This window comes from Nonomuraea bangladeshensis, assembly GCF_039529455.1.
In the GTDB taxonomy this organism is placed as follows: domain Bacteria; phylum Actinomycetota; class Actinomycetes; order Streptosporangiales; family Streptosporangiaceae; genus Nonomuraea; species Nonomuraea bangladeshensis.
The window spans coordinates 302,072-324,493 of the sequence record NZ_BAAAMV010000010.1 but is presented as its reverse complement, the minus strand read 5'-3'; the positions used below and the strand labels follow the sequence as shown (position 1 = coordinate 324,493).

Annotated in this window: 22 protein-coding genes and 1 riboswitch; of the genes, 10 read left to right on the top strand and 12 right to left on the bottom strand. The window is 71.4% G+C overall.

Translation table 11 applies throughout. The features are described from left to right. Positions 1 to 2: 2 nt before the first annotated feature. The 4 genes from ABD292_RS34120 to ABD292_RS34105 are packed head-to-tail and all read right to left on the bottom strand — an operon-like array spanning position 3 to position 2,883. Entirely contained in the window at positions 3 to 437 is a 435-nt protein-coding gene (locus tag ABD292_RS34120; protein WP_344214685.1) for a DUF5304 family protein, read from the bottom strand. A gap of 57 nt (positions 438 to 494) precedes the next feature. After that, complete coding sequence (locus tag ABD292_RS34115; RefSeq protein WP_344214683.1) at positions 495 to 1,655, bottom strand: ArsA family ATPase; 1,161 nt, start codon at positions 1,653 to 1,655, stop codon at positions 495 to 497. A gap of 1 nt (position 1,656) precedes the next feature. Further along, positions 1,657 to 2,094 carry an SRPBCC family protein gene (locus tag ABD292_RS34110; RefSeq protein ID WP_344214681.1) on the bottom strand — a complete coding sequence of 146 codons (438 nt, stop codon included), beginning with the start codon at positions 2,092 to 2,094 and terminating at the stop codon, positions 1,657 to 1,659. A gap of 21 nt (positions 2,095 to 2,115) precedes the next feature. Further along, entirely contained in the window at positions 2,116 to 2,883 is a 768-nt protein-coding gene (locus tag ABD292_RS34105) for a metallophosphoesterase family protein (protein WP_344214679.1), read from the bottom strand. A 138-nt stretch (positions 2,884 to 3,021) separates the two neighbouring features. Between ABD292_RS34105 and ABD292_RS34100 the strand changes: the two genes are divergently transcribed. From ABD292_RS34100 to ABD292_RS34075, 6 genes are all read left to right on the top strand, one after another. Further along, complete coding sequence (locus ABD292_RS34100; RefSeq protein ID WP_344214677.1) at positions 3,022 to 4,770, top strand: AMP-dependent synthetase/ligase; 1,749 nt, start codon at positions 3,022 to 3,024, stop codon at positions 4,768 to 4,770. A gap of 216 nt (positions 4,771 to 4,986) precedes the next feature. Next, positions 4,987 to 5,610, top strand: coding sequence for a DUF6461 domain-containing protein (locus tag ABD292_RS34095; RefSeq protein WP_344214675.1), 624 nt, complete (start codon positions 4,987 to 4,989; stop codon positions 5,608 to 5,610). A gap of 190 nt (positions 5,611 to 5,800) precedes the next feature. Next, positions 5,801 to 6,175 (top strand): hypothetical protein, encoded by a 375-nt coding sequence (locus tag ABD292_RS34090; RefSeq protein WP_344214673.1) that lies wholly within the window; start codon positions 5,801 to 5,803, stop codon positions 6,173 to 6,175. A gap of 194 nt (positions 6,176 to 6,369) precedes the next feature. Next, positions 6,370 to 7,656, top strand: a complete 1,287-nt coding sequence (locus ABD292_RS34085) for an ABC transporter substrate-binding protein (RefSeq protein ID WP_344214671.1) — start codon at positions 6,370 to 6,372, stop codon at positions 7,654 to 7,656. Further along, positions 7,656 to 8,531, top strand: a complete 876-nt coding sequence (locus ABD292_RS34080; protein WP_344214669.1) for a carbohydrate ABC transporter permease — start codon at positions 7,656 to 7,658, stop codon at positions 8,529 to 8,531. The genes ABD292_RS34085 and ABD292_RS34080 overlap by 1 nt, the downstream gene beginning before the upstream one ends. After that, positions 8,528 to 9,394 (top strand): carbohydrate ABC transporter permease, encoded by an 867-nt coding sequence (locus ABD292_RS34075; protein ID WP_344214667.1) that lies wholly within the window; start codon positions 8,528 to 8,530, stop codon positions 9,392 to 9,394. Before ABD292_RS34080 ends, ABD292_RS34075 begins: the two co-directional genes overlap by 4 nt. A 4-nt stretch (positions 9,395 to 9,398) precedes the next feature. Here the strand turns inward: ABD292_RS34075 and ABD292_RS34070 are convergent, their stop codons facing one another. From ABD292_RS34070 to ABD292_RS34045, 6 genes are all read right to left on the bottom strand, one after another. Further along, positions 9,399 to 10,511: a glycosyltransferase family 4 protein gene (locus ABD292_RS34070; RefSeq protein WP_344214665.1), complete on the bottom strand. Its 1,113-nt coding sequence runs from the start codon at positions 10,509 to 10,511 to the stop codon at positions 9,399 to 9,401. Beyond that, positions 10,508 to 12,010: a M48 family metallopeptidase gene (locus ABD292_RS34065; RefSeq protein WP_344214663.1), complete on the bottom strand. Its 1,503-nt coding sequence runs from the start codon at positions 12,008 to 12,010 to the stop codon at positions 10,508 to 10,510. The genes ABD292_RS34070 and ABD292_RS34065 overlap by 4 nt, the downstream gene beginning before the upstream one ends. Before the next feature lie 37 nt (positions 12,011 to 12,047). Beyond that, a complete protein-coding gene (locus ABD292_RS34060; protein ID WP_344214661.1) occupies positions 12,048 to 12,893 on the bottom strand; it encodes a hypothetical protein in 846 nt (281 codons plus the stop codon). A 94-nt stretch (positions 12,894 to 12,987) separates the two neighbouring features. Next, the gene (locus ABD292_RS34055; RefSeq protein ID WP_344214659.1) at positions 12,988 to 13,524 is read right to left on the bottom strand and encodes a C40 family peptidase; all 537 of its coding nucleotides are present in this window, start codon (positions 13,522 to 13,524) and stop codon (positions 12,988 to 12,990) included. A 73-nt stretch (positions 13,525 to 13,597) separates the two neighbouring features. After that, positions 13,598 to 13,763, bottom strand: a riboswitch (cyclic di-AMP (ydaO/yuaA leader). A gap of 319 nt (positions 13,764 to 14,082) precedes the next feature. Then, positions 14,083 to 15,009 carry a C40 family peptidase gene (locus ABD292_RS34050; RefSeq protein ID WP_344214657.1) on the bottom strand — a complete coding sequence of 309 codons (927 nt, stop codon included), beginning with the start codon at positions 15,007 to 15,009 and terminating at the stop codon, positions 14,083 to 14,085. 140 nt (positions 15,010 to 15,149) lie between these two features. Continuing rightward, positions 15,150 to 16,472: an NYN domain-containing protein gene (locus ABD292_RS34045; protein WP_371250309.1), complete on the bottom strand. Its 1,323-nt coding sequence runs from the start codon at positions 16,470 to 16,472 to the stop codon at positions 15,150 to 15,152. A gap of 144 nt (positions 16,473 to 16,616) precedes the next feature. Here ABD292_RS34045 and ABD292_RS34040 point away from each other — a divergent pair, with 144 nt between their 5' ends. Continuing rightward, positions 16,617 to 17,678 (top strand): phosphotransferase family protein, encoded by a 1,062-nt coding sequence (locus tag ABD292_RS34040; protein ID WP_344214654.1) that lies wholly within the window; start codon positions 16,617 to 16,619, stop codon positions 17,676 to 17,678. Between the two features lie 18 nt (positions 17,679 to 17,696). Here ABD292_RS34040 and ABD292_RS34035 read toward each other — a convergent pair whose 3' ends face one another. Together ABD292_RS34035 and ABD292_RS34030 are read right to left on the bottom strand one after the other, a co-directional pair. After that, on the bottom strand, positions 17,697 to 18,344 hold the full coding sequence (locus ABD292_RS34035) for a response regulator (RefSeq protein WP_344214652.1): 648 nt from the start codon (positions 18,342 to 18,344) through the stop codon (positions 17,697 to 17,699). Continuing rightward, on the bottom strand, positions 18,341 to 19,681 hold the full coding sequence (locus ABD292_RS34030) for a sensor histidine kinase (protein ID WP_344214650.1): 1,341 nt from the start codon (positions 19,679 to 19,681) through the stop codon (positions 18,341 to 18,343). The genes ABD292_RS34035 and ABD292_RS34030 overlap by 4 nt, the downstream gene beginning before the upstream one ends. 111 nt (positions 19,682 to 19,792) lie before the next feature. Here ABD292_RS34030 and ABD292_RS34025 point away from each other — a divergent pair, with 111 nt between their 5' ends. Genes ABD292_RS34025 through ABD292_RS34015 form a run of 3 tightly spaced genes read left to right on the top strand, consistent with a single transcriptional unit; the run spans position 19,793 to position 22,211 of the window. After that, a complete protein-coding gene (locus ABD292_RS34025) occupies positions 19,793 to 20,026 on the top strand; it encodes a hypothetical protein (RefSeq protein WP_344214648.1) in 234 nt (77 codons plus the stop codon). Further along, the gene (locus ABD292_RS34020; RefSeq protein ID WP_344214647.1) at positions 20,023 to 20,514 is read left to right on the top strand and encodes a PH domain-containing protein; all 492 of its coding nucleotides are present in this window, start codon (positions 20,023 to 20,025) and stop codon (positions 20,512 to 20,514) included. Before ABD292_RS34025 ends, ABD292_RS34020 begins: the two co-directional genes overlap by 4 nt. Then, positions 20,511 to 22,211, top strand: a complete 1,701-nt coding sequence (locus tag ABD292_RS34015; protein ID WP_344214645.1) for a PH domain-containing protein — start codon at positions 20,511 to 20,513, stop codon at positions 22,209 to 22,211. The genes ABD292_RS34020 and ABD292_RS34015 overlap by 4 nt, the downstream gene beginning before the upstream one ends. Positions 22,212 to 22,422 lie beyond the last annotated feature (211 nt).

The window sequence follows — 22,422 nt, the reverse complement described above, 5'->3', positions numbered from 1 at the left end:
CCCTATCCCAGATCTATGTGTTCCACGTCGTCACGGCCGGCCCGGTCGTCCTGCCGCGGCTCCCTCCGGGGGTCCGTCCTGGTGCCGCTCTGCGGGGCGGGGCGGCTCAGCGCGTCGAGCGCGCCCCGGACGGCGGCGAACAGCTCACCGCCCGCGGCCATCAGGTGACCGGTCACGTCGGCGGCGGAGGCGGCGGAGCCGGACTCCCGCTGGTCGGCGATCGCCCGGCAGAGCGGGCAGGCGCGGCAGACGTACTCGTCGTGGGGGTCGGACACGGCCTCCTCCCACACGTCGCGCTCCCTCCGGCCGCCGCCGGTGAACGAGTTGAACACCTGCTTGCCGACCTGGCGCGTGGCGCGCCCCTGGATCGAGTCGAACAGCTTGCGCGCCTCGTCGGCGACGGTGCCGATCGGATCCCTGTCGTTGCTCTCGGTCATCTGGCCCTCCCTGAACCGGCGGCCCTGCCTGCGGGGTCGCTCATCCTCCTCAACTCCTCAGGAGCCGGATTCGCTCCCCGGGCTGAACGCTACCCGCAGCACACCGTCGCGGAGCGCCGCCCCGCTGATCTTCCTGCGGGCGAGCGCGACGGGCAGGGCGAGGATTCTGCGGTAGGGGCCCGCCGTGACGATGAGCTCGTCGCCCTTGCGGGCCAGGTCGACGTCGGCGCGGTCGGCGCCGGGCAGGTCGAGGGTCAGCTCGTCGGCGCTCATGCGCAGCGGCGGAGGGCTGGCGGGCGGCGCGAACGGGTCGCTCTCGCCGTAGAGCCGCGCGCCGACCTCGGTCAGCGCCTCCCTGCCGACGGGCTCGGCGGGCAGGTAGGGGACGACGTGGACGGGCAGCGGGGCGAACGACTGCTCCGCCTCGGTCAGCAGCCGCGTCTGCGCCGCCACCCACTGGGTGCGCCACTCGTCGGCGCCGCCCGGCGGGAAGACGCGGTTGGCGATGACGCCGTCGACGCGGTAGCCGTACAGGTTGAGCGAGGTGAGGGTGCGCCGGGCCTCGGCCAGCACCACCGACTCGGGCGTGAGCACGAGCCGGACGGACGCCTGATCGCCGGTGAGCAGCTCGCGCACCTCCATGAGGCCGCGGTGGAAGCGCTCGCCGGCGCTCATGACCTCCTCGCCGGGCGCGCTGACCCTGGCCACGCCTCGCACGAACGGCGCGACCAGCCGCACCAGCCGGCGGCCGATCGGCAGGAGCCGGTTGACATGCCAGTCGAGCGCCTCGGGCAGGGCCAGCAGGCGCAGCGTCTCGGCGGTGGGCGCGCAGTCGACGACGATGACGTCCCAGCGGCCGGAGCGGGCGTGCTCGCGCAGCTCCAGCAGGGCGATGACCTCCTCGGCGCCGGGCAGCACCGTGATCTCCTCGGAGGTGACCTCGTCCAGGCCCAGCTCCGACAGCACGCCCCTCGCGTAGTCCTGCAGCTCGCCCCAGTGCCGCTCCAGCGTCCGCTGCGTGTCGACCTGGTGCAGGTGCAGGCCGGGCGCCACCTCGCCGGGCTCGACGGCGAGCGCGTCGGCCAGCGAGTGCGCGGTGTCGGTGGAGACGACGAGCGTCTTCAAGCCCCTGCTCGCGGCGAGGGTAGCGGTGGCCGCGGCGGCGGTGGTCTTGCCCACGCCGCCCTTTCCCGTGAACAGCAGGACCCTGGGGTTCACCTCAGCGGCCTTCGACGCGCTTCTTGAGGCCCTTGAGCGCGGTGTCCACGATCACCTTCTCCGCCTTGCGCTTGATCATGCCGATCATCGGCACGCTGAGATCGACGGCCAGCTCGTACGTCACGCCGGTGCCACTGCCCGAGGCGGCGAGGCGGTAACTTCCGCGCAGCTGCGAGACCATCCTGCCGGGATCGACGATCTCCCAGGAGACGCCGTCGTCGCCGTCCCAGGTGTAGCCGAGGGTGTAGGTGTCGCTGATCATGCCGGCGTCCAGGACGAAACGGACCTTGCTCGCCCTGCCGTCGTCACCCGTGCCGAGGACCTCGGCGTTCTTGATCGACCCGGCCCACTCCGGGTAACGGGGAAAGTCGGCGATGACCGCCATGACGTCGGCGAGAGCGGCGTCGATGGTGATGCTCGAAGTGGTGCGATCAGCCATGAGGACACCGTACCGGTCAGGTCACCATTCGAGGATGAAGGGAACGCCCTTCCCCCGGAAATGGCCCACGTTGACGCATTCGGTGCGGCCCACCCGGGCGCGGGCGTGCAGCGGGTTGTGGACGTGGCCGAAGAGCGCGTAGCGGGGCTGGGTGCGCCTGATGGCCTCCAGCGTGGCCTCGCTGCCGCGTTCGAAGCGCCGGGCCACGACGTCGTAGAGCAGCTCGGGCAGGGCGGGCGGGATGTGACAGCACAGCACGTCCACCTCGCCGACCGCCTCGACCTTGGCGGCGTACTCCTCGTCGCTGATCTCGTTGGGGGTGCGGTAGGGCGTCTTCAGCCCGCCGCCCACGAACCCGAAGCGCAGCCCGCCGATCTCCACGCTCTGGCCGTCGAGCACCTGGTGGCCGGGGCGCAGGTAGTCGGCCCACAGGCGGGGCAGGTCCACGTTGCCGTAGGTGAGGTAGGCGGGGGTGGGCATGGCGGCGAACAGACTGGCGTACTGGGCGCGGACGTTGCGCTCGATGTGCTCGCGCGGGTCGCCGTCGAGCGTCGCCCACAGGGCCGCCGACATGGCCCTGGCCTCGTCGAACCGCTTGGCCGTGCGCAGCCCGATGAACTCGGCGGCCTTCTCGCGGCCGAACAGGTCGGCGAAGATGCCCTGCGCGTGGTCGTCGTAGTCGATGAACAGGATCAGGTCGCCGAGGCAGATCAGCGCGTCGGCGCCCTGCCCGGCGACGGCGAGGGCATCGGCCCTGCCGTGGACGTCGCTCACCACATGGACCCGCATGAGGGGAATCTTACGAGCGGTGGCTGCTAGCGTGATGAATGCCCTTCATAACGCCTCCATGACGACGTGACCTGCGAGGCTACCGGCGCGTAACTTAACGCGATAACGTCCAGGCGTCCTTCGAAGAGGAGTTGATCCGTGCGCGAGTACAGCGTCCCGATCCTGGTCGACGTGCCTGCCTCGGCCGGCCTGGCCGACACGGTCTTCCGGCGGGCCGAGCAGGAGCCCGGCGTCGTCGTCATGCGCCGCAAGACCGACGCGGGGTGGCCCGCGGTCACCGCGTCGGAGTTCCGCGACCAGGTCGTGGCGGTGGCCCGCGGGCTGATCGCGGCCGGCGTGGAGCACGGCGACCGGGTGGCGCTGATGTCCCGCACCCGCTACGAGTGGACGCTCGTCGACTACGCGATCTGGTCGATCGGCGCGGTCACGGTGCCGATCTACGAGACCTCCTCGGCCGACCAGGTGCGCTGGATCCTCTCCGACAGCGAGGCCAAGGCCGCGTTCGTGGAGCTGGACGCGCACGAGGAGACGGTGCGCGAGGCCGCGCCCGAGCTGAAGTCCGTCTGGCGCGTCGACGCGCCGCCGCTCGGCGCCGACGTGCCCGCCTCCGAGGTGGACGAGCGGCGCGGCCGCGTCTGCGCCGCCGACCTCGCCACGATCGTCTACACCTCCGGCACCACGGGCCGGCCCAAGGGCTGCCGGATCACGCACGACAACCTGCTGTTCACCGCGCTCAACGTGCTGCGGGGGCCGCTGGAGCCGCTGTTCTCCCGCAAGGAGCCGGCCGCGCTGCTGTTCCTGCCGCTGGCGCACATCTTCGCGCGGATGATCCAGGTGGTGCTCGTCGAGGCGGGCGCGATCATGGCGCACACCCCCAACATGAAGAACGTCGCCCCCGACCTGCAGGATTTCCGGCCGACGTTCCTGCTGGGCGTGCCGCGCGTGTTCGAGAAGGTCTACAACGGGGCCGAGCAGAAGGCCATCGCGGGCGGCAAGGGCAAGATCTTCGCCAGCGCCGTCGAGGTGGCGGTGGCCTGGAGCCGGGCCGAGAGCGCCGGGGGCGCGCCGCTCGGGCTGCGGCTGCGCAAGGCCGTCTTCGACCGGCTCGTCTACTCCAAGCTGCGCGCCGCGACCGGCGGGCGGCTGACCGCCGCCGTGTCGGGCGGGTCGGCGCTGGGCGAGCGGCTCGGCCACTTCTTCAAGGGCGTCGGCATCGAGGTCTTCGAGGGCTACGGCCTCACCGAGACCTCCGCGCCGTGCTCGGTCAACATCCCGGGCGCCAACAAGATCGGCACCGTGGGCAAGCCGCTGCCCGGCGTCACGCTGCGCATCGGCGACGACGGCGAGGTGCTGGCCAAGGGGCGCAACGTCTTCGCCGGCTACTGGAAGAACGAGGCGGCGACCGCCGAGGCCCTGGACGCCGACGGCTTTTACCGCACGGGCGACGTGGGCGAGTTGGACGACGACGGCTACCTGCGGATCACCGGGCGCAAGAAGGAGATCCTGGTGACGGCGGCCGGCAAGAACGTCGCGCCGGGGCCGCTGGAGGACCTGCTGCGGGCCCATCCGCTGATCTCCCAGGCGATGGTCGTCGGCGACGGCCGTCCCTTCGTGGCCGCCCTCGTGACCCTGGACCCGGAGGCGGTGCCCGCCGGGCGGACGGTCGCCGAGCTGCGTACCGACCCCGAGGTGCTGGCCGAAGTCCAGGCCGCGGTGGACCGGGCGAACCAGTCGGTGTCGAAGGCCGAGCAGATCAAGAAGTTCGCGATCCTGGAGCAGGACATCACCGAGGAGAGCGGGCACCTGACGCCGACGCTCAAGGTCAAGCGCAACCTCGTCATGCGTGATTTCGCCGGGCAGATCGAGGAGCTGTACGGCGGGCACTGATCCGGCCCCGGCATTGCGTGATCTGACGCTGGTCGAGCTCGCCGGGCCGGCGGGCATGATGAGGCCGGCGGTCGGTCACCCTGGAGATGGCCGGGGCCGGAGGGCTGCCGAGGGTCGTCCAGGCGGATGCGACCGGACTCGCCGCAGCACTGGCCTGGCAGTCCGCTCTGCTGAAATGGCGCTTGTCGTGTCGGTGGGTGCTGCGAGCATGACGAGATGATCGCGACTCCTGACGACTACTCCTGGTTCTCCCCCGAGCGCTTTCCCGGCCTGGCGGACGCCTACTGCTTCACCTACGTCCGCGGCCTGACGCCTGAGGAAGTGGTGACCCGACTCGGCGTCCGGGTTGAGGACTGCTCCCGCGTGACGCTTGATGGGCTGATCCGGCGGCAGACCTTCGGAGCCGTCGCCGTCGGAGATTGGGTGCTCCTCGTCGAGGCCTGCAGCGGGCTCGGCGTCACCGAAGAGATCATCATGCCGTTGTCGGCGGGCACCCGTCTCGTCTCCCACTTCTACCTCGACGTCGATGACATGGACTACTTCTACTGGATCGACGACGGGAAGATCCGGTTCGAGTTCGCGCACGAGGAAGGTTATTCCCACTGGGTCAAGGACGGGAAGATCGAGTTCCTGTTCAGGCCCCATGAAAGCTACTCGGAGGAGAAGCCGGACGAACTCGTAGAGATCCTGGAGCGGATCGACTCCGCCGGCCACGCGGTCGCCGGCCCCCACGAAGGACCGGCGTTCCTCCTGGCCGAGCGCCTCACCGGGATCACGATGACGCCGCGCTTGCTGGAGGAATCCACCTACCTGTGTGGAGTCGTTCCTGGATCGAGGTGAGCCGGGGAGCGGGCACCTGACGGCGGCACTCAAATTCCGATTTAATCGGCTATATGCCGTCTGACCAGGGGAATCTTCTTTCGATTCCGGCTTTCTCGCCGTCCCTTCCGGGGTATTCTCGCGGCAAAGAAAACGGGACCGGGAATCTGTACCATCCCCGGTCCCTTACCTCACGGTAAGGGAGAACAGCATGGACATCAAGGAAGCAGGCCCCGCGTTCACCACGGCTCTGGAGAACGAGCTCATTCAGATCCGGGCGGATCAGCGCGAGCTGGCGCAGGACCTCACCGAGCGCATCAACGGGGTCGGCAGGCGGCTCAAGAGCCTCGACGCCAAGGTCGAGCTCAGGTTCTCGTCGGTCGACGCCCAGCTCCAGATCCTCGATTCGCGCATCAAGGTCATGGACGCCAAGTTCGAGGGCAAGTTCGACGCGGTGAACAGCCGGCTCGACACGGTGGACAGCCGGCTCGGCGCGGTCGAGAGCCGGCTCGGGGTGGTGCAGGAGACGCAGCAGGAGATGCTAGGCGTGCTGGTCGGCATTCAGCGGAGGCTGGAAGCCGCCTGATCCACAAGGGCGTCTCGAAGGGCGGGTTCGCGGTGAGCGGGCCCGCCCTTTCGTGTGCGTACGGCCGGACCCGAGCTGCGATGTGGGGGCTTTGTCATGAAATCGTGCTTTGACAAGTGGGAAATGTTGGCTTTTCGATGTATGAAAGTGCGCGAAGTCGGGGGAATCTGAAGGTTCGGGTAGGAGGACCTCACATGGACCATCGGCCGCCGTTAACCCGTCGTTCTCTGTTCCTCGGCGCCGCCGCGTTCGGCGTCCCGGCCATTCTCGCCGGTTGCGGATCCGGCAGCCCCTCCCCCGCTCCCGGCGGCTCGTCCTCCGGCGGCCTCGGCACCGTCACCCTGGGCTCCAACGCCTCCGACGAGGTGCCGAAGAAGTCGCTGGAGGCCCAGATCAAGGCGTTCACGCAGGGCGCGGTCAAGGTCAACACCGTCGACCACAACACGTTCCAGGAGAACATCAACCGCTACCTGCGCGGCACGCCGGACGACGTGTTCACCTGGTTCGCCGGTTACCGCATGCAGTTCTTCGCCGAGCAGGGCCTCGCCCTGGACATCTCCGACGTGTGGCGCGACATCGGCGGCGACTTCACGCAGGCGTTCAAGGACCAGTCGACCGGCGTGGACGGCAAGCAGTACTTCGTGCCGTCCACCTACTACCCGTGGGCCGTCTTCTACCGCAAGAGCGTCTGGGAGGAGAAGGGCTACCAGCCGCCCAAGACGCTGGACGAGCTCACCGCGCTGGCCGGGAAGATGAAGGCCGACGGGCTGATCCCGATCGCGTTCGCCGACAAGGACGGATGGCCGGCCATGGGTACGTTCGACATCCTCAACATGAGGACGAACGGCTACGACTTCCACATCCAGCTCATGCAGGGCAAGCAGTCGTGGACCGACCCGAAGGTCCGGCAGGTGTTCGACACCTGGCGGGGGCTGATGGAGTACCACCAGCCGGCGGCGCTGGGCCGCACCTGGCAGGAGGCCGCGCAGTCGCTGGCGCAGAAGAAGACCGGGATGTACCTGCTCGGGATGTTCGTCGCCCAGCAGTTCCCCGAGGCCGACCGCGACGACCTCGACTTCTTCACCTTCCCCGAGATCAACCCGGCCTACGGCACCGACTCCATCGACGCCCCCATCGACGGCTACATGGTCTCGGCCAAGGCCAAGAACGTGGACGGCGCCAAGGCGCTGATCAAGCAGCTCGCCCAGGCCTCGTCCCAGAACATCGCCACGGGCCTCGATCCGGGCACCCTCGCCTCCAACTCCAAGGCCGACACCTCCGGCTACAGCGCGCTGCAGAAGCGCGGCGCGGAGCTCGTGTCGCAGGCCAAGCACATCGCCCAGTTCCTCGACCGCGACACGCGGCCGGACTTCGCCTCCACGGTCATGATCCCCTCGTTGCAGTCGTTCGTCGGCAAACCGGACGAGATCGATCCGCTGCTGGCGAGCATCGAGAAGCAGAAGGCCACCATCTTCCGCTGATGAGCGCGAAGACCCGTCGCTACTCCGCCCGCGACGTGACCGTCCTGGTCGCCGGGCTGGGGGTGGCCATCGTCGTCAACGTGGGCCTCGTCTGGGGGCCCACGCTGGCCAGCGTCGGCCTGTCGGCCACCGACTGGAACGGCATCGGCCCGATCGAGTGGATCGGCGGCCGGAACTACGAGGATCTGGCCGGGACGTACCCGCCGTTCTGGTCGGCCGTCCGCAACAACGTGTTGTGGCTGGCCTTCCTCGGGCTGGTCGCCACGCCGTTCGGGCTGTTCTGCGCGGTGCTGCTGGACCGGCGGCTGCGGATGTCGCGCGTCTACCAGAGCGCGCTCTACATGCCGGTCGTGCTGTCGCTGGCCGTCGTTGGCTTCATCGCCCAGCTCGTCTTCTCCTCCGACTACGGCGTGCTGAACGCGGTCAGCGGCCTGCACGTGGACTGGCTCGGCGACCGGGCGGTCAACATCTGGGTCGTCATGGTCGCGGCGGGCTGGCGGCACGTCGGCTACGTCATGATCATCTATCTGGCGGGGCTGAAGGCGGTCGATCCGGCGCTGAAGGAGGCGGCGGCCATCGACGGGGCGAACGAGCGCCAGGCGTTCTTCCGCGTGGTGTTCCCGACGCTCCGGCCGGTCAACGTGATCGTGCTGGTGATCACGGTGATCGAGGCGCTGCGGGCCTTCGACATCGTCTACGCCATCAACAAGGGCAGGAACGGATTGGAGCTGCTGTCGGTGCTGGTCACCGAGAACATCGTGGGCGAGGCCAGCCGGATCGGGTTCGGCTCGGCGATCGCGGTGATCCTGCTGGTCATCTCGCTGGGGTTCATCGTGACGTACCTGTCGCAGCTGTTCCGGGGGGAGGAGCGGTGACGGCCGCGCGGGTGCGGCCGCTGCGCGTCCTCCTGCACGTCTTCCTCGGGCTGGTGGCGCTGGGCTGGCTGCTGCCGCTGGCGCTGGCGGTGTACGCGTCGCTGCGCCCGTACGACGAGACGGCCCGCCTGGGCTACTTCTCACTGCCGGAGCGGCTGACGCTCGACTACTACGGTGAGGCGTGGAGCCAGGCCGAGCTGCCCCGCTACTACCTCAACACGTTGATCATCGTGATCCCGGCCCTGGTGCTCACGCTGCTGCTGGCGTCGTTCACGGCGTTCGCGATCGCGCGGGTGCGCATCCCCGGCCGCCGGACGCTGCTGATCGTGTTCACGGCGGGCAACCTGCTGCCGCCGCAGGCGCTCATCACGCCGCTCTACACGCTCTACACGATGGTCCCGCTGCCCGCGTGGCTGTCGGACTCGCAGTCGCTGTACGACTCCTACCTCGGGCTGATCCTCGTCCACGTGGCGTTCCAGTTCGGCTTCTGCGTGTTCGTCATGGCGAACTTCATGCGCACGATCCCGGAGGAGATCACCGAGGCGGCGCTGGTGGACGGTGCGAGCGTGTGGAAACGGTACTGGCGGCTGACCATGCCGCTGTGCCGGCCGGTGCTGGCGGCGCTGGCCACGCTGCAGTTCACCTGGATGTACAACGACTTCCTGTGGGCGCTGGTGCTGATGTCGTCGGGCGACAAGCTGCCCGTCACCTCGGCGCTGAACAACCTGCGCGGCCAGTTCTTCACCGACTACAACCTGCTGGCGGCCGGCTCGGTGCTGGTGGCGCTGCCGACGCTGATCGTCTTCCAGCTCCTGCACAAGCAGTTCGTGGCCGGGCTGACGCTGGGCGCGACCAAGGGGTGATCCGTCAGAGGAGGGCGTGGAAGCGGGCCGCCACCTGCTCCCACGTCCACTCCCGCGTGATCCACTCGCGGCCGTTGACTCCCATCTTGCGCGCCTTGTCGGGATCGGTGAGCAGTTCGACGACGGCCTGGGCGATCTCGGCGGGGTTCTCGCCGTCCACGACCAGGCCGGTCTCGCCGGGGCGTACGGCGTCGGGCGCGCCCCCGGACGCCCCGGCCACCACGGGCAGCCCCGTCGCGGACGCCTCCAGGAACACGATGCCGAGCCCTTCCACGTCCACGCCGTTCCAGCGGGTACGGCACGGCATCGCGAACACGTCGGCCGCCGCGTAGTAGCCCGGCAGGTCCGCGGCCGGGACGGTGCCGGTGAAGCGGATGGAGGGGTGCCCGCCCGCCAGCCGCTCCAGCCTTCTCCGGTACGGCCCGCCGCCCACCAGCAGCAGGACGGCGTCCGGCACCGCCCGCAGCACCCGGGGCCAGGCCGCGATGAGCCGGTCCTGGCCCTTGCGCGGCACCAGCCGCGACACGCAGACCACCACGGGACGGCCCGCGAGCCCCGGCACGGCGGCCCCGGGCAGGCCGGGGCGGAACTGCCCGGCGTCCACACCGGGGGCCAGCCGGACGAGCTTGCCGGGCGCGATCGCGGCCTCCAGCCGGCGGCGGGTGTAGTCGCCGAGGTAGGTCACCACGTCCGCGTGCGCGCCGATCCTGCGCAGCACGGCGCGGAAGCCCGGCGCGCTCGCCCACGACGCCTCGTGGCCGTGGGTGAGCATCACCACGCGCCGCGCGCCGGCCCGGCGCAGGTGCGGCGCGAGCAGGCCGAGGGGCGCCGCCGCGCCGAAGACGACGGTACGCGCGCCGTGCTCGGCCACCAGCCGGGCGGCCCGGCGCGCCACGTCGGGGGTCGGCAGCATGAGCCGCGTCGGGTGCCGTACGACCGGGTACGGCTGCCGCCGGTCGAACTCCTCGCAGCCCGGCCAGGCGGGGGCGTAGACCGCGACGCCCGGCGTGCGCAGCGCGAGCCCGTGCACGAACGACTGGATCCCGCCCGGCCGCGGCGGGAAGTCGTTCGTGACGACGACCACCCTGGTGTCCGGATCTGGTGCGGAGTGGGTCACGGCGCGTTGACGCCGTTCAGTCGCGCCCAGGCGCGGGCCATGGCGATGCGTTCGGGGCCGGAGGGATGGGAGGCATAGAGGACATATTCCACCGCATCGGGCGACAAGTCGGAAATGTTGGAAAGGGCGAGGCGTTTCTGCATGGCCACGAACGTCTCCGGGTCTCTCGTCAACTCCAGCGCGTGCAGGTCGGCCCGCGCCTCCACCTGCCGGCTGACCACGTTCTGGACGGGGCCGAGGAGGAGGGTGCCGAGGCTCATCAGGCCCATCAGCGCCCCGGCCGCGCGCGGGTCGGCGATCGAGGGGACGGCGGCGCGGCGGCGTACCAGGTCGAAGATCAGGAACAGCAGGACGGCGCCCAGCGCCGCGCCCAGGCCGGCGAGGAGCGTGCCGTGGAGGACGTCGTCGTGCTTCGCGTGGCCCAGCTCGTGCGCGACCACCAGCTCCACCTCCGCCTCCGGGGCGCGCAGCAACGTGTCGTAGACGACGACGCGGCGGGTGGCGCCGAAGCCGGAGACGTAGGCGTTGAGCGCCGTCGTACGGCGTGAGGCGTCGGCGACCAGCACGTCCTCCACCGGCACGCCGTCCCGCTCGGCCATCGCCAGCAGGCTCGTACGCAGCGGGCCCTCGCGCATGGGGGTGAAGTCGTTGAACATCGGCTCGAACACCACGGGATAGACGAACGAGGCCGCCACCGTGAGGGCGAACGCGCCCGCAGCCGCAGGGATCCACCAGCGGCGGAACCGGCGCGCCAGCGCCACCAGCGCCGTGATGGTCAGGGCGAGCAGGAACGCCTCGACGGCCGCGTTCTTCAGCCGGTCGCCGCTCCAGGACGGCCAGGACTGGGTGGACAGGCCGTACTCGCGCAGGACGGTCTCGAACCACATGCCGAGGGGCCAGCGGAGCGCCAGCGTGGCCGCGGCGATCACCGCCACGCCCAGGATCGTCCGCAGCCACCACGGGCCGCGCAGCCACCCGGTCGCCCGCGCGCCGAGCGGGGTGGCGACCAGGAGGCCCGCGACGAGGACCGTCAGGGCCAGGGAGAGGTAGCTCGGCAGGCTCGTCGCGGCGTCGAACGCCTGGGAGCGGGCGAGCTGGACGGCGGTGAAGTCGCGGGCCGGGCCGGGCGGCTCCCCTGCGGTCAGCAGCGCCTGCCAGGGGGTGGTGAGGGCGGCCACGGCCAGGACGAGAGCGGCGAGGACGGCCAGCGCGAGCGCGGCCTGGCGGCGCAGGCGGACCTCGCCGCCCTCCTCCTGGCCGTCGTAGGCAGGCGCGCCGCTCACGGCCCGATCGCCGCCTTCATAGGCCGGCGCGCCGCTCACGGCCCGATCGCCGCCTTCATAGGCGGGCGCGCCGCTCACGGCCCGATCGCCGCCTTCATAGGCGGGCGCGCCGCTCACGGCCCGATCGCCGCCTTCATAGGCGGGCGCGCCGCTCACGGCCCGATCGCCGCCGTCGCCGGCGGGCTTGGCGCCGTCCGGCTGCCGGCGTTCGCTCATCTGCCTCCCCCTCTCACGCCCTCACGCCCTCACGCTCTCACGCGAGCTGTTCGCGCACGTACGCGCGCCAGCGGGCCGTCAGCGTGGCCGTGGAGAGCCCGAGCCCGGCGAGTGCCCGGTCGGCGCCGTCCACCCGGGCCTCACGGTAGAGGCGTACCAGAGTCCCCTCGCCGAAGCGGTCGGCGAGGAAGCGACACGCCAGCCAGGCCTCCTGGTAAGCCCGTGCGAGCCGCGCCGGGTCGCTCCCGTCGGCGGCGAAGGCGGCGGGGCCGGGGAGTGCGGCGGGCAGGCGTCCCGCGCGCACCTCGTCCGCCAGTTCGGCGGCGGCCGTCCGTACGGGCAGTCCCGAGTCGCGGTAGCCGACGTAGTCGGCGAAACCCTCGTACAGCCAGATGGGGAGGCGGTCGGTGCCGGCGGCGACGTGGGTGAGCTCGTGCGCCAGGACGACGTCCCTGCCGGTGGGGTTGAGGCGGGCGAAGACCTCGGGGACGACGAGCACCCGGTCGCCGTCGGCGAGCGCGGCGAGGCCCTCGATCGGGCCGGTCCCGGCCAGGCGGGCCGCCTCGGCGGCGGAGGCGGGGACGACCACGAGGGGGCGTACGGGCTCGCCGAGGACCGTTCCGACGCGGAGCGCGGCCGTGTCGGCCAGGTGCGCCAGCTCGGCCAGCGACACGGACGAGGTGGGCGTGGCCGGGGCGATGATCATGGACCGTGTCCCACGGACGGTGACGGACTCCCCCGGCCACAGTCCGCGCGCGCCCGCGGGCGGCGCGGGAGCGGCCGCGATCGGCGCGCTCGCGGCCGGGATGAACGCGAGGAGCGGCACCAGGAGGAGGAGAGCCGCCGGGGCGGCTCGTCGGCGTCGGCTCACCTGGTCGGACACGATGCCCGATGGTAGCCGGGCCGGACGGGTGCCCGGGGTGGGAAAAGGCGACAGCCCCGCCCGATCCCGTACGGGGATCGGGGCGGGGCTGTGGTCACATACCGGGACGGACCGCGCCGACGAACGACGATTTGCGCCATCCGCTCAGCTTGTCGATACGTACCCGTTCGCCGGTCCTGGGCGAGTGGATCATCTTGCCCTTGCCGACGTACATGCCTACGTGGCCGAGCCCGTTGAAGAACATCAGGTCGCCTGGCTTGAGCTTCTTCCAGGAGACCTTCGTCCGGGTGCGGGCGAACTGGCTGCTCGCCACGCGCGGGAGCCTGATTCCGGCCTTCTTCCAGGCGTACTGGACGAGTCCGGAGCAGTCGAACGAGCCGGGGCCGGTGCCGCCGTAGCGGTACGGGTCCCCGATCTGGTTCTTGGCCACGGCGACGGCCCGGTGAGCCTTCGCCTGCTGCCGAGCGACCTTGCGTGCCTTGGCCGACCTGGCGGTCTTGACGGCCTTGGCGGACTTCGACGACTTCGTGCTGGTCTGCACCGAGGTCGTGGAGGTCGTGGCCGCGTCGCTCGCGGTCGCCGCCTGAGCCGCCGGGGCGTGGAGGACCACACCTCCGGCCGTCACGGTCATGGTGAGCGCCGCGCCACTCAGGGCAAGACGGGACAGACGGGGGTTAAGCGGGGAGGTAGACAGGATTTCTCCTTGAGACTTCCACGAACGCCTACCGGGTTAGCTGACGGATTCGGGCCTGGAAGTAGCCCTACGGCGCGTGCGAACAGCGCCGATTCACCCCTGATCCCCTAGGGAGGGGGATCGGTGGTTCCCCGGCTCCGTGCCTCCTGGCTGCACGGATTCGGCAGGTCGCCGCCCCGTCGAGGTTTTTCTCATGGGGATGTACGGGAGGCGACCGGCGGATTCTGCGGGCGACATGGCGTGTCACCGCGACGCCAGAAGCTACGCCGACACCTCACGAATCGGCAAAGCGGACGGCGGCTTGTCAAGATCAGACAAGGGGCCGAGTCAGGATCGAAACTCCTGCTCGGCGACCGGGCTCCGTTACCGGAATGTGACCATACTCACACTTCTCGGGACAGGGCCCAGTAAGGGGCGATTTGTCACTTTCGTCACAGTTTTCACTGCGATAACAGGGCACCGCGCCGCCGGCGCGGGAGGACGTACGGACGGGCCTCAGGGACGGATGGCGCCCACGAGCCGCCGCCCGTAGGCCGACAGCTTGACGACCTTCACGACGTCGCCCGTCTGCGGCGCGTGAACGATCTGCCCGTTGCCCGCGTAGATACTGACGTGCCCCAGTCCTTCGCTGAAGATGAGGTCCCCGGGCTGCAGCGCGTCCAGGCTCACCCGGCGGTTCGCCCCCCAGGCCCACTGCTGCCACGTCGTACGCGGCAGCGAGACCCCCGCGGCCCGCCAGGCCGCCTGCGTCAGGCCGGAGCAGTCGTAGCCGCCCGGGCCCGTCCCGCCGAACACGTACGGCTTGCCGATCTGCGCGTAGGCGAAGCGCAGCACCGAGGCCGCGTTGCCCGACGCGGAGCCGGTGTACTTCATGCCGGTGCTGTTGGGGTTGCCCGGGTTGTAGGCGTTCAGCTTCTCCAGCAGCTTCTTCTGCTGGGCGATCAGCTTGAGGATCTCCGCGCGTTCCTTCTGGACCCCGCCGCGCTCCTTGTCGGCCGTCTCCAGGGCCTTCTCCGCCTTGTCCCGCTCGGTCTTGAGCCCGCGGTTCTCCCGGTCGAAGGCGCTCAGCTTCTCGGCCCGTTCCTTGGAGATCTGGCCGGTCAGCGCGAGGCGGGCGAGGAAGTCGTCGGGGTTGTCGGCGCCGAGGAAGCCCGGCAGGGACGTGACGTCGCCGCCGAGCTGGTAGCTGTCGACGGCCATGCCGATCACCTGGGCGCGCAGGTCGGCGACGGTGGCCAGCTTGCGCTTGTAGCTGTTGTCGAGGTCCGTGTAGCTGGACTTCGCCTTCTTGTACCGCTCCGTGGCCGTGTTGTAGCGGTCGACGACCTTGTCCGCCTTGTCGTTGAGCTTCTCCAGCTTGGCCTTGGCCTGAGCGAGCGTGGGTTTGGGATCGGCGATCGCGGCCCCGGTGGGGGTAAGCACCAGTCCGAACGCGATCCCCGCGGCCACCGGTACCCGGCCAAACCTCACTGCGTCGCCTCCCAGGGTAAACATCTGGGGCGAATAGTACAGAAGTGGCGGGTGAGGTCTCACCTCAACGGGTAAAACCTCAAATTCGTAATCTAGGCGCGACCAAGCCGGCGCAACAGCAGAGCAGACGGAACCGGTCTGGCTCCCATCCGCCGCACCGATTCGGCCACCTCGCGGTCGGAGGACACGACGGCGATGGCCCGCCCCGGCGGCTCGACCCGGACGAGCTGCCGGATGAGGTCGTCGGCGATCTCCCCGGGGTCGCTGAAGAGCACCCGCACCCCGCGCGGCGCGACGACCTGCACGGGGGCGTTGAGCTCGGCCCCGTCGAAGACGACGGTCACCTCGACCCTGGTCTGCGCGGCCAGCCCGCCGAGGTTGGTCATGAGGCGGTTGCGCTGGTCGGCCAGGGTGAGCGTGCCGTAGCCGGTCTTGGTGACGTTGTAGCCGTCGATGATGAGGTGGATCTGCGGGATCGCGAGGAGCTGGTCGAGCAGCTGCGGGTCGTCGTCGGCCAGCGCCCGCGCGGGCACGCCGCGCACGCCCGGCCGCTCACCGGGGTGGGCCGCGACCGAGTCGGCGGGCCGGCTGATGGTGGCCGGCAGGCCGAGCTCCCTGCGCAGCCCGGCCGAGGCGTCCTGCAGGGCGTCGAGCAGCACCCGGATGCGGGCGTCCTCCAGGCTGCGGCCCTCGCGGGCGGCCCGGCGCGAGGCTTCCAGCTGCTTCTCGACGTCGGCCAGCCGCTCGCGCAGCCGCCGCAGCTCGGACTCGCCCGCGCTGCCCGCGGCCACGGCGGCGGTGCGGGCCTCCTCGGCCACGCGCTCCATCTCCTCGGTCCTGGCGAGCGCGGCCTTGGCCCGCTCGCGGGCGTCGTGGAGCTTGCGCCGCAGGTCGGAGTTCTCGGCGCGGGCGGCCTTGAGCTGCTCGCGCAGCCGGTCGGCCTCCTCCTTGGCGGCGCTCTTCTGCGCCGCGAGCTGCTCGCGCAGCCGGGAGACCACCTCCTCGCGCTCGGAGCCCTCGGCCGCCGCGGCGGACTGCTGGAGATCGCTCCGGGCGAGCTCGATCATCTCCTCCCAGCCGGGGGGCCGGGTGAGGTAGGCGGCCGCGGCCACCAGCACGGGGTCGGCCGCGGGCGGGATCTGGCCGTCGGCCAGCGAGGCGACCAGCTCGGGCCAGCCGGCGGCCACCGACTCGGCGACCAGCTCGCGGAACTTCTTGTCGTTCTCCAGCTGCGCGGCGATGGGCGCGCTGCCCAGTTTGGCCCTCTTGCGCGCCTCGAACTTGGCGATCCCGCGCAGCGGCGGCGGGATGGAGACAGCGGGAAGTGTCCCGAGAACGGTGGCCGCCAGGTCCACGACGTTGAGCCGTACCTGCTCGGGGAGCGGGCGAGACAAGCCTTCACCCGCTGAACTCATCCCACTTGTCCCTTCGTGACATGCCCTTTCAGACAAGGGTACGGCTGCCGCGTACCTGACCGTAACGGCCGCCTGTGTATGGACGAGCGCTTGGTCGGGGGTGTACGACAGGTGAACGGCAGGTGTGCACCCGGGAGGCCGACCGTGACGGAGCAGATGCGTACTTCCACCCGTGACCTCCACGAACTCCGCGAACAGGTGACCGCGTGGCTGCGCGGCAGGGTCGGCGGGGACGCCTCCGTGTCGGAGCTGGAGCGCCCCACCGACAACGGCATGTCGAGCGAGACCCTGTTCTTCACCGCGACCTGGGAGGGGCGGCGTACGCGCTGCGTGGCACGGCTGGCACCTGCGGGAGAAGCGGTTCCGGTCTTTCCCGACTACGATCTGCGGTCGCAGTTCGAGATCATGCGTTTGGCCAGGGAAAAAGCTGGGATTCCAGCGCCCAGGACGCTCTGGTTCGAGCCGGACCCCGCGCCGCTCGGCTCCCCGTTCTTCGTCATGGAGCGGGCCGAGGGGCTGGTGCCGCCGGACGTGCTGCCGTACACGTTCGGCGGCTGGCTGTGCGAGGCCGCCCCCGAGGACCAGCGCCGGCTGCAGGAGGCCAGCGTGGGCGTCGTGGCCGCGCTGCACCGGACCCCGTTCACCCCGGACGAGCTGGCCCTTTTCGGGCCGCCGGGCCTGCGCGCGCACGTGGACGCCCAGTACGCCTACTACCGGTGGGCGCACGGCAAACGTCCCATCCCGCTGCTGGAACGGGCCTTCGCCTGGCTGGAGGCGCACTGGCCGGAACAGCCCGGCCCGGACGTGCTGCTCTGGGGCGACGCCCGCATCGGCAACCTGATGTTCAGGGACTTCGTGCCGGTCGCGGTGCTCGACTGGGAGATGGCCGCGGTGGGGCCGCGCGAGCTGGACCTCTCCTGGATGATCTTCCTGCACCGTTTCTTCCAGGACCTCACCGTCGCCATGGGCCTGCCCGGCATGCCGGCCTTCATGCGCACCGAGGACGTCTGCCGCACCTACCGCGAACTGACCGGCCACGAGCCGCGCGACATGGGTTTCTACGAGATGTACGCGGCCCTGCGCCACGGCATCATCATGGCCAGGATCTGGCAGCGCAGGGTCCACTTCGGCGAGCAGCCCGACCCGGACGACCCCGACGACCTCGTCCTGCACCGGGCGACGATCGAACAACTCCTCACCACCTGACCCGGCCCACCGGCCGGGTCAGGCCGCCGCGTCGTAGACCAGCAGCGCCACCTGGACCCGGTTGTTGAGTGCCAGCTTGGTGAGGATGCGCGAGACGTGCGCCTTGACCGTGGGCACGCTCATGTACAGCTCGCTCGCGATCTCGGCGTTGGAACGGCCCTGCCCCACGGCCATCGCCACCTCCCGTTCGCGCTCGCTGAGCCGGGCGAGCAGCCGCCGGGCCCGTGCGGTGCGCTCCCCCGCGCCGCCGTCGGAGACGTGCGTGATGAGCTGCCGCGTCACGGCGGGCGACAGGATCGGCTCGCCCGCCGCGACCTTCCTGATCGCCTGCACCAGGTCGGCGGGGGCGATGTCCTTGAGCAGGAACCCGGCCGCCCCCGCCCGCAACGCCCGCAGCACCTGCGCGTCGGCGTGGAACGTGGTCAGCACCACCACCTCGGGCGGCGCCGCCGTCGCCCGCAGCGCCTCGGTGGCGGTGAGGCCGTCCACGGCCGGCATGCGGATGTCCATGAGCACCACGTCCGGCCGGTGCTCGGCGACCAGCGGCGGCACCTCCGCCCCGTCCGCGGCCTCGCCCACGATGGCGATGTCACCGGCACCGCCCAGGATCATCGACAGACCGGCACGCACCATCGCGTCGTCGTCGACCACGAGCACCTTGATCAATGCCCCTCCCCCGCCCCCACCCGCTCCACGTGCCCGGCCGCCCCCGCCGCCGTCTCTTCCACCGCTCGACCTGCCGTCTCCCCCACCGCCGCCTTTTCCGTCGCCCGACCTGCCGTCTCCCCCGCCGCCTCTTCTGGCCATGGCAGCCGGGCGCGCACCACGAACTCCCCCTCCGGCGTCGGGCCGTGCTCCAACCGGCCGCCGGCCAGCTCCGCCCGTTCGGCTAGCCCGATGAGCCCTGCGCGCGCCCCCGGGATGCGAGGCAGTTGGCGGGCGCCGAGCGGGTTGCGGACCTCCGCCGACAGCTCCGAGCCCGGGGCACCGGCAACGGTCACGGTGACCGGCTGCCCGGCGGCGTGCTTGCGCGCGTTGGTGAGCGCCTCCTGCACGATGCGGTAGACGTTGCGGCCCAGCCCGTCCGGCGCGTCGCCCGCCCGCTGCTCCAGCCGTACGTCCATGCCGGCCTGGCGGCACTCCTCGACCAGCGACGGCAGGTCGGCGAGCGTGGGCTGCGGCCGGTCGGGCACCTGGTCGTCGCCGCCCTCCGAGCCGGGATGGCGCAGCACGCCGATCACCTGGCGCAGGTCCTGCAGGGCGAGGTGGGCGTTGGTTCGGATCGCCCCGGCCGCACGGGCGATGTCCGCGGCGGGCGCGTCCGGCCGGAACTCCAGCGCGCCGGCGTGCAGGCTGAGCATGGAGATGCGGTGGGCGAGCACGTCGTGCATCTCCCTGGCGATGCGCTCGCGTTCGAGCCGTTTGGCCTCCTCGGCGGCGCTCGCGGCGCGCTGGCGCAGCGACCAGATGAGCTGGCGCCTGGCCCGCACCACGATGCCCCAGGCGCAGACGGTCAGCAGCAGGGCCGACAGCAGGACGCCCCACTCCAGCGGCTCCATGTCGTCCTGCGGCCTGATCCACATGTACGGCGGGATCGTCAGGAGGTGGAGCAGCATGATCGGCCCGGAGACCTTGAACGGCCGGTGCACCGCCACGGTGAACAGCGCCACCAGCCCCGCACCGCCGGCCAGCTCCAGGAAGGTCGAGAGCACCAGCATGACCAGCGCGAGACCCACCGGCCAGCGGCGGCGCAGCCACACCGACACGCACGACAGCGCGCCCACGATCTGCTCGGTGAGCAGGAGCGGCTCCGGCTCGTCCTGCACCTCGGGCAGGCTGAGCAGCGTGATGCCACAGGCGACCAGGAAGATCGCGATGTCCACGATCCAGTCGCGGGTGGAGCGGCGCACCGGTCGGCCCTCGTTGCCGTCGCCGAGCAGCACCGAGGGCAGCACCCATCGGTACTCGGGCACCGGCCCGTCCTCCACCCGCACGTCGCTCACGTTCATCGAGGTTAGGCCCTGCCGAGGTCGCACCGATAGCGACCAAAGTCGATGCCGTGCGAGACCTGCGGACGATGCGGGCCGGGCGGCCGGCGGGCGAGCCTTGGTCCCGTGAAAACGGTGCTGACGGTGCTCGGCTGGCTGCTGCTCCTCCAGGGCGTGGCCGGCCTGGGCAACTCGCTGCTCGGCCTGTGGCCGTGGACCGAGCGGCTGCTCGTGGCCAATCATCTGGGGTTCCTGCGGGGGCACGAGGTGTTCGCGGCCATCGTGATCGGCGTGCTCGGCTTCGTGCTGCTCGCCGTCGCGGACACGGTGTCACGTACGCAGGAGGAGGAGGGCAGGTGACAGGGACGTCGATACGCCCGCCGCGCAACCGGGCCGATCCGCGAGCGGTCGCGTGGTGGACGGTGCAGTGGCTGATCCTCATGGTGCCGGTGGCCGCGGCGGCGGGCTGGGCCTACTGGACGTTCACCGACCGGCCGGTGTGGCTGGGGCTCGTCGTGGCGGCGTTCGGGGCGGGCTGCCTGGCGCTGGCGGTCGCCGCGCCACGGGCGTACTACCGGGTCGAGCGGTGGGAGGTCACCGACGACGCCGTCTACACGCGCAAGGGATGGCTGACGCACACCTGGCAGGTGGCGCCCATGTCACGCATCCAGCGGATCGACACCGCGCGGGGGCCGGTGCAGCGGTTGTTCGGGCTGGCCGACGTGACGGTGACCACGGCCTCGTCGGCGGGCGCGATCACCATCGCGGCTCTCGACCACCAGCTCGCCGCCGACCTGGCCGAACGCCTGACCGCCCGCACCCAGGCCACTCCCGGAGACGCGACATGACCGCCCCGGACCAGCCCAGGAGGCAACTGCCCCCAGAGCACTCCGTGTACGAGACCAAAGCGCAGACGGCGACCGGCCACGCTGGGGACGACGCCCACGCGCACACGGCGACTGGAGGCACGGCCGCCGAGGCCGGGCGGTCGGCGGAGGAAGGCGGCTGGCGGGCGCCGGCCGGGCGGTCGGTCGTGGCGTCGGCGGTGAAGTCGCTGGCGCTCGTGGCGCCCGCCGTCATCGGGCTGGTGCGCCTGTTCACCGGCGCCGGGTGGCCGACCTGGGGGCTGGTCACGGCGTGCGCGGCGGCGGCGGTGCTCATCGTGGGAGGCGTGGCGGCGTACGACGTGGCCCGGCTCAGGTCCACGCGCTGGCGGCTGACCGGCGAGCGGCTGGAGCTGCGATCCGGCATCGCGGTGCGGCGCGCCCGCGCGATCCCGCGCGACCGGGTGCGGAGCGTGGACCTGCGGGCCGACCCGGTGCTGCGGCTGCTGGGGCTGACCGTGGTCAAGGTCGGCACCGGCGAGCGCGTGGCCGACGGCGACGAGCTGACGCTGGACCCGCTGACCAGGCACGACGCCGAGACGCTGCGCCGTACGCTGCTGCGCGGCACGGCGGCGGACGAGCAGTCCGGCGACGGGGTGGATCGCGACGCGCCGCTGGCCGAGCTGCGGTGGTCGTGGATCCGGTACGCGCCGCTGACGGTGTGGACCTTCGCCGGGGCGGCGGCGGTGCTGGGCGTGGCCTACCAGGCGGCGGAGCGGCTGGGGCTGGAGGACCTGGCCGAACAGGCGGCCGGGCCGGTGTGGGACTGGGTGGCCGATCATCCGCTGCCCGCCGTCGTTCTGCTGCTCACCGCCAACGTCGCCGTGGGAGCGCTCGGGGCGGTGCTGCTGTTCGCCGAGTCGTGGGGGCGCTACCGGCTGGATCGCGAGCCGGGACGGCTCCGGCTGCGACGCGGCCTGCTCACCACCCGCTCGCTGACGCTGGAGGAGCGGCGGCTGCGCGGGGTGGAGGTCAGCGAACCGCTGCTGCTCCGGCTGGGCGGCGGGGCACGCGTCAAGGCGATCGCCACCGGACTCGGCAAGGCCGCCGACAGCGAGAGCGAGGACGTCGGCGCGCTCACCCCACCACTTCCTCGCCCTCTGGCCTGGCGCCTGGCCGACGCCGTCGCGAGGGGGAACGCCGGCACGGATGCGGGGGCCGGCCTGGTACGGCATCCGCCCGCGGCACAGCGGCGGCGGGTCGTGCGCGCGGTCGTGGTCGTGGTGGTGCTCGCCGCCGTCGCAGGGGTGGTGTCCTGGTGGGTGCCGTGGCCGCAGCCCTGGATGCGGGCCTGGGTGTGGGCGGTGCCGGCGGTGGCGGCGCCAGTGGCTTGGTGGGGCGCCGTGACGGGGGCGCGGAGTCTCGGGCACGCCCTCGCCGGGCGGCATCTGGTGACCCGCCACGGGGCGGTGGTCCGGCGTACGGTCGCGCTGGAGCGGGCGGGCATCTCGGGCTGGACGATCACCGAATCGTTCTTCCAGCGGCGGGCCGGCCTGGTGACGGTCTCGGCCACCACCGCCGCGGGTGACGGCCACTACGAGGTCCTGGACGTGGGCCGCGGCGACGGGCTGGAGCTTGCCGCGCGGGCGGCCCCGGACCTGCTGGAGCCGTTCCTGGTAAGGCCGGCAGACGGGCCACCGAGCAGGCCGGCGGATGGGTGAACAAGCGGGCCGCCGGACCGGTTGACGGGTCGAGCGCCAAGTGGGCCGGCACCGAGCCCAGGTGAGCCGGCACAGCCTGCCGCCGCGCGAGCCCGTACCGCAGGAGAAAAGGGAGAGCCGCGTGACCTCGTTGTTTTGTCCATGCCCCTGTGTTGGACAAATCAGGTCCCGCGGCTCAAGTGCTTGCAGACATAACAGTATTTGGCCCACT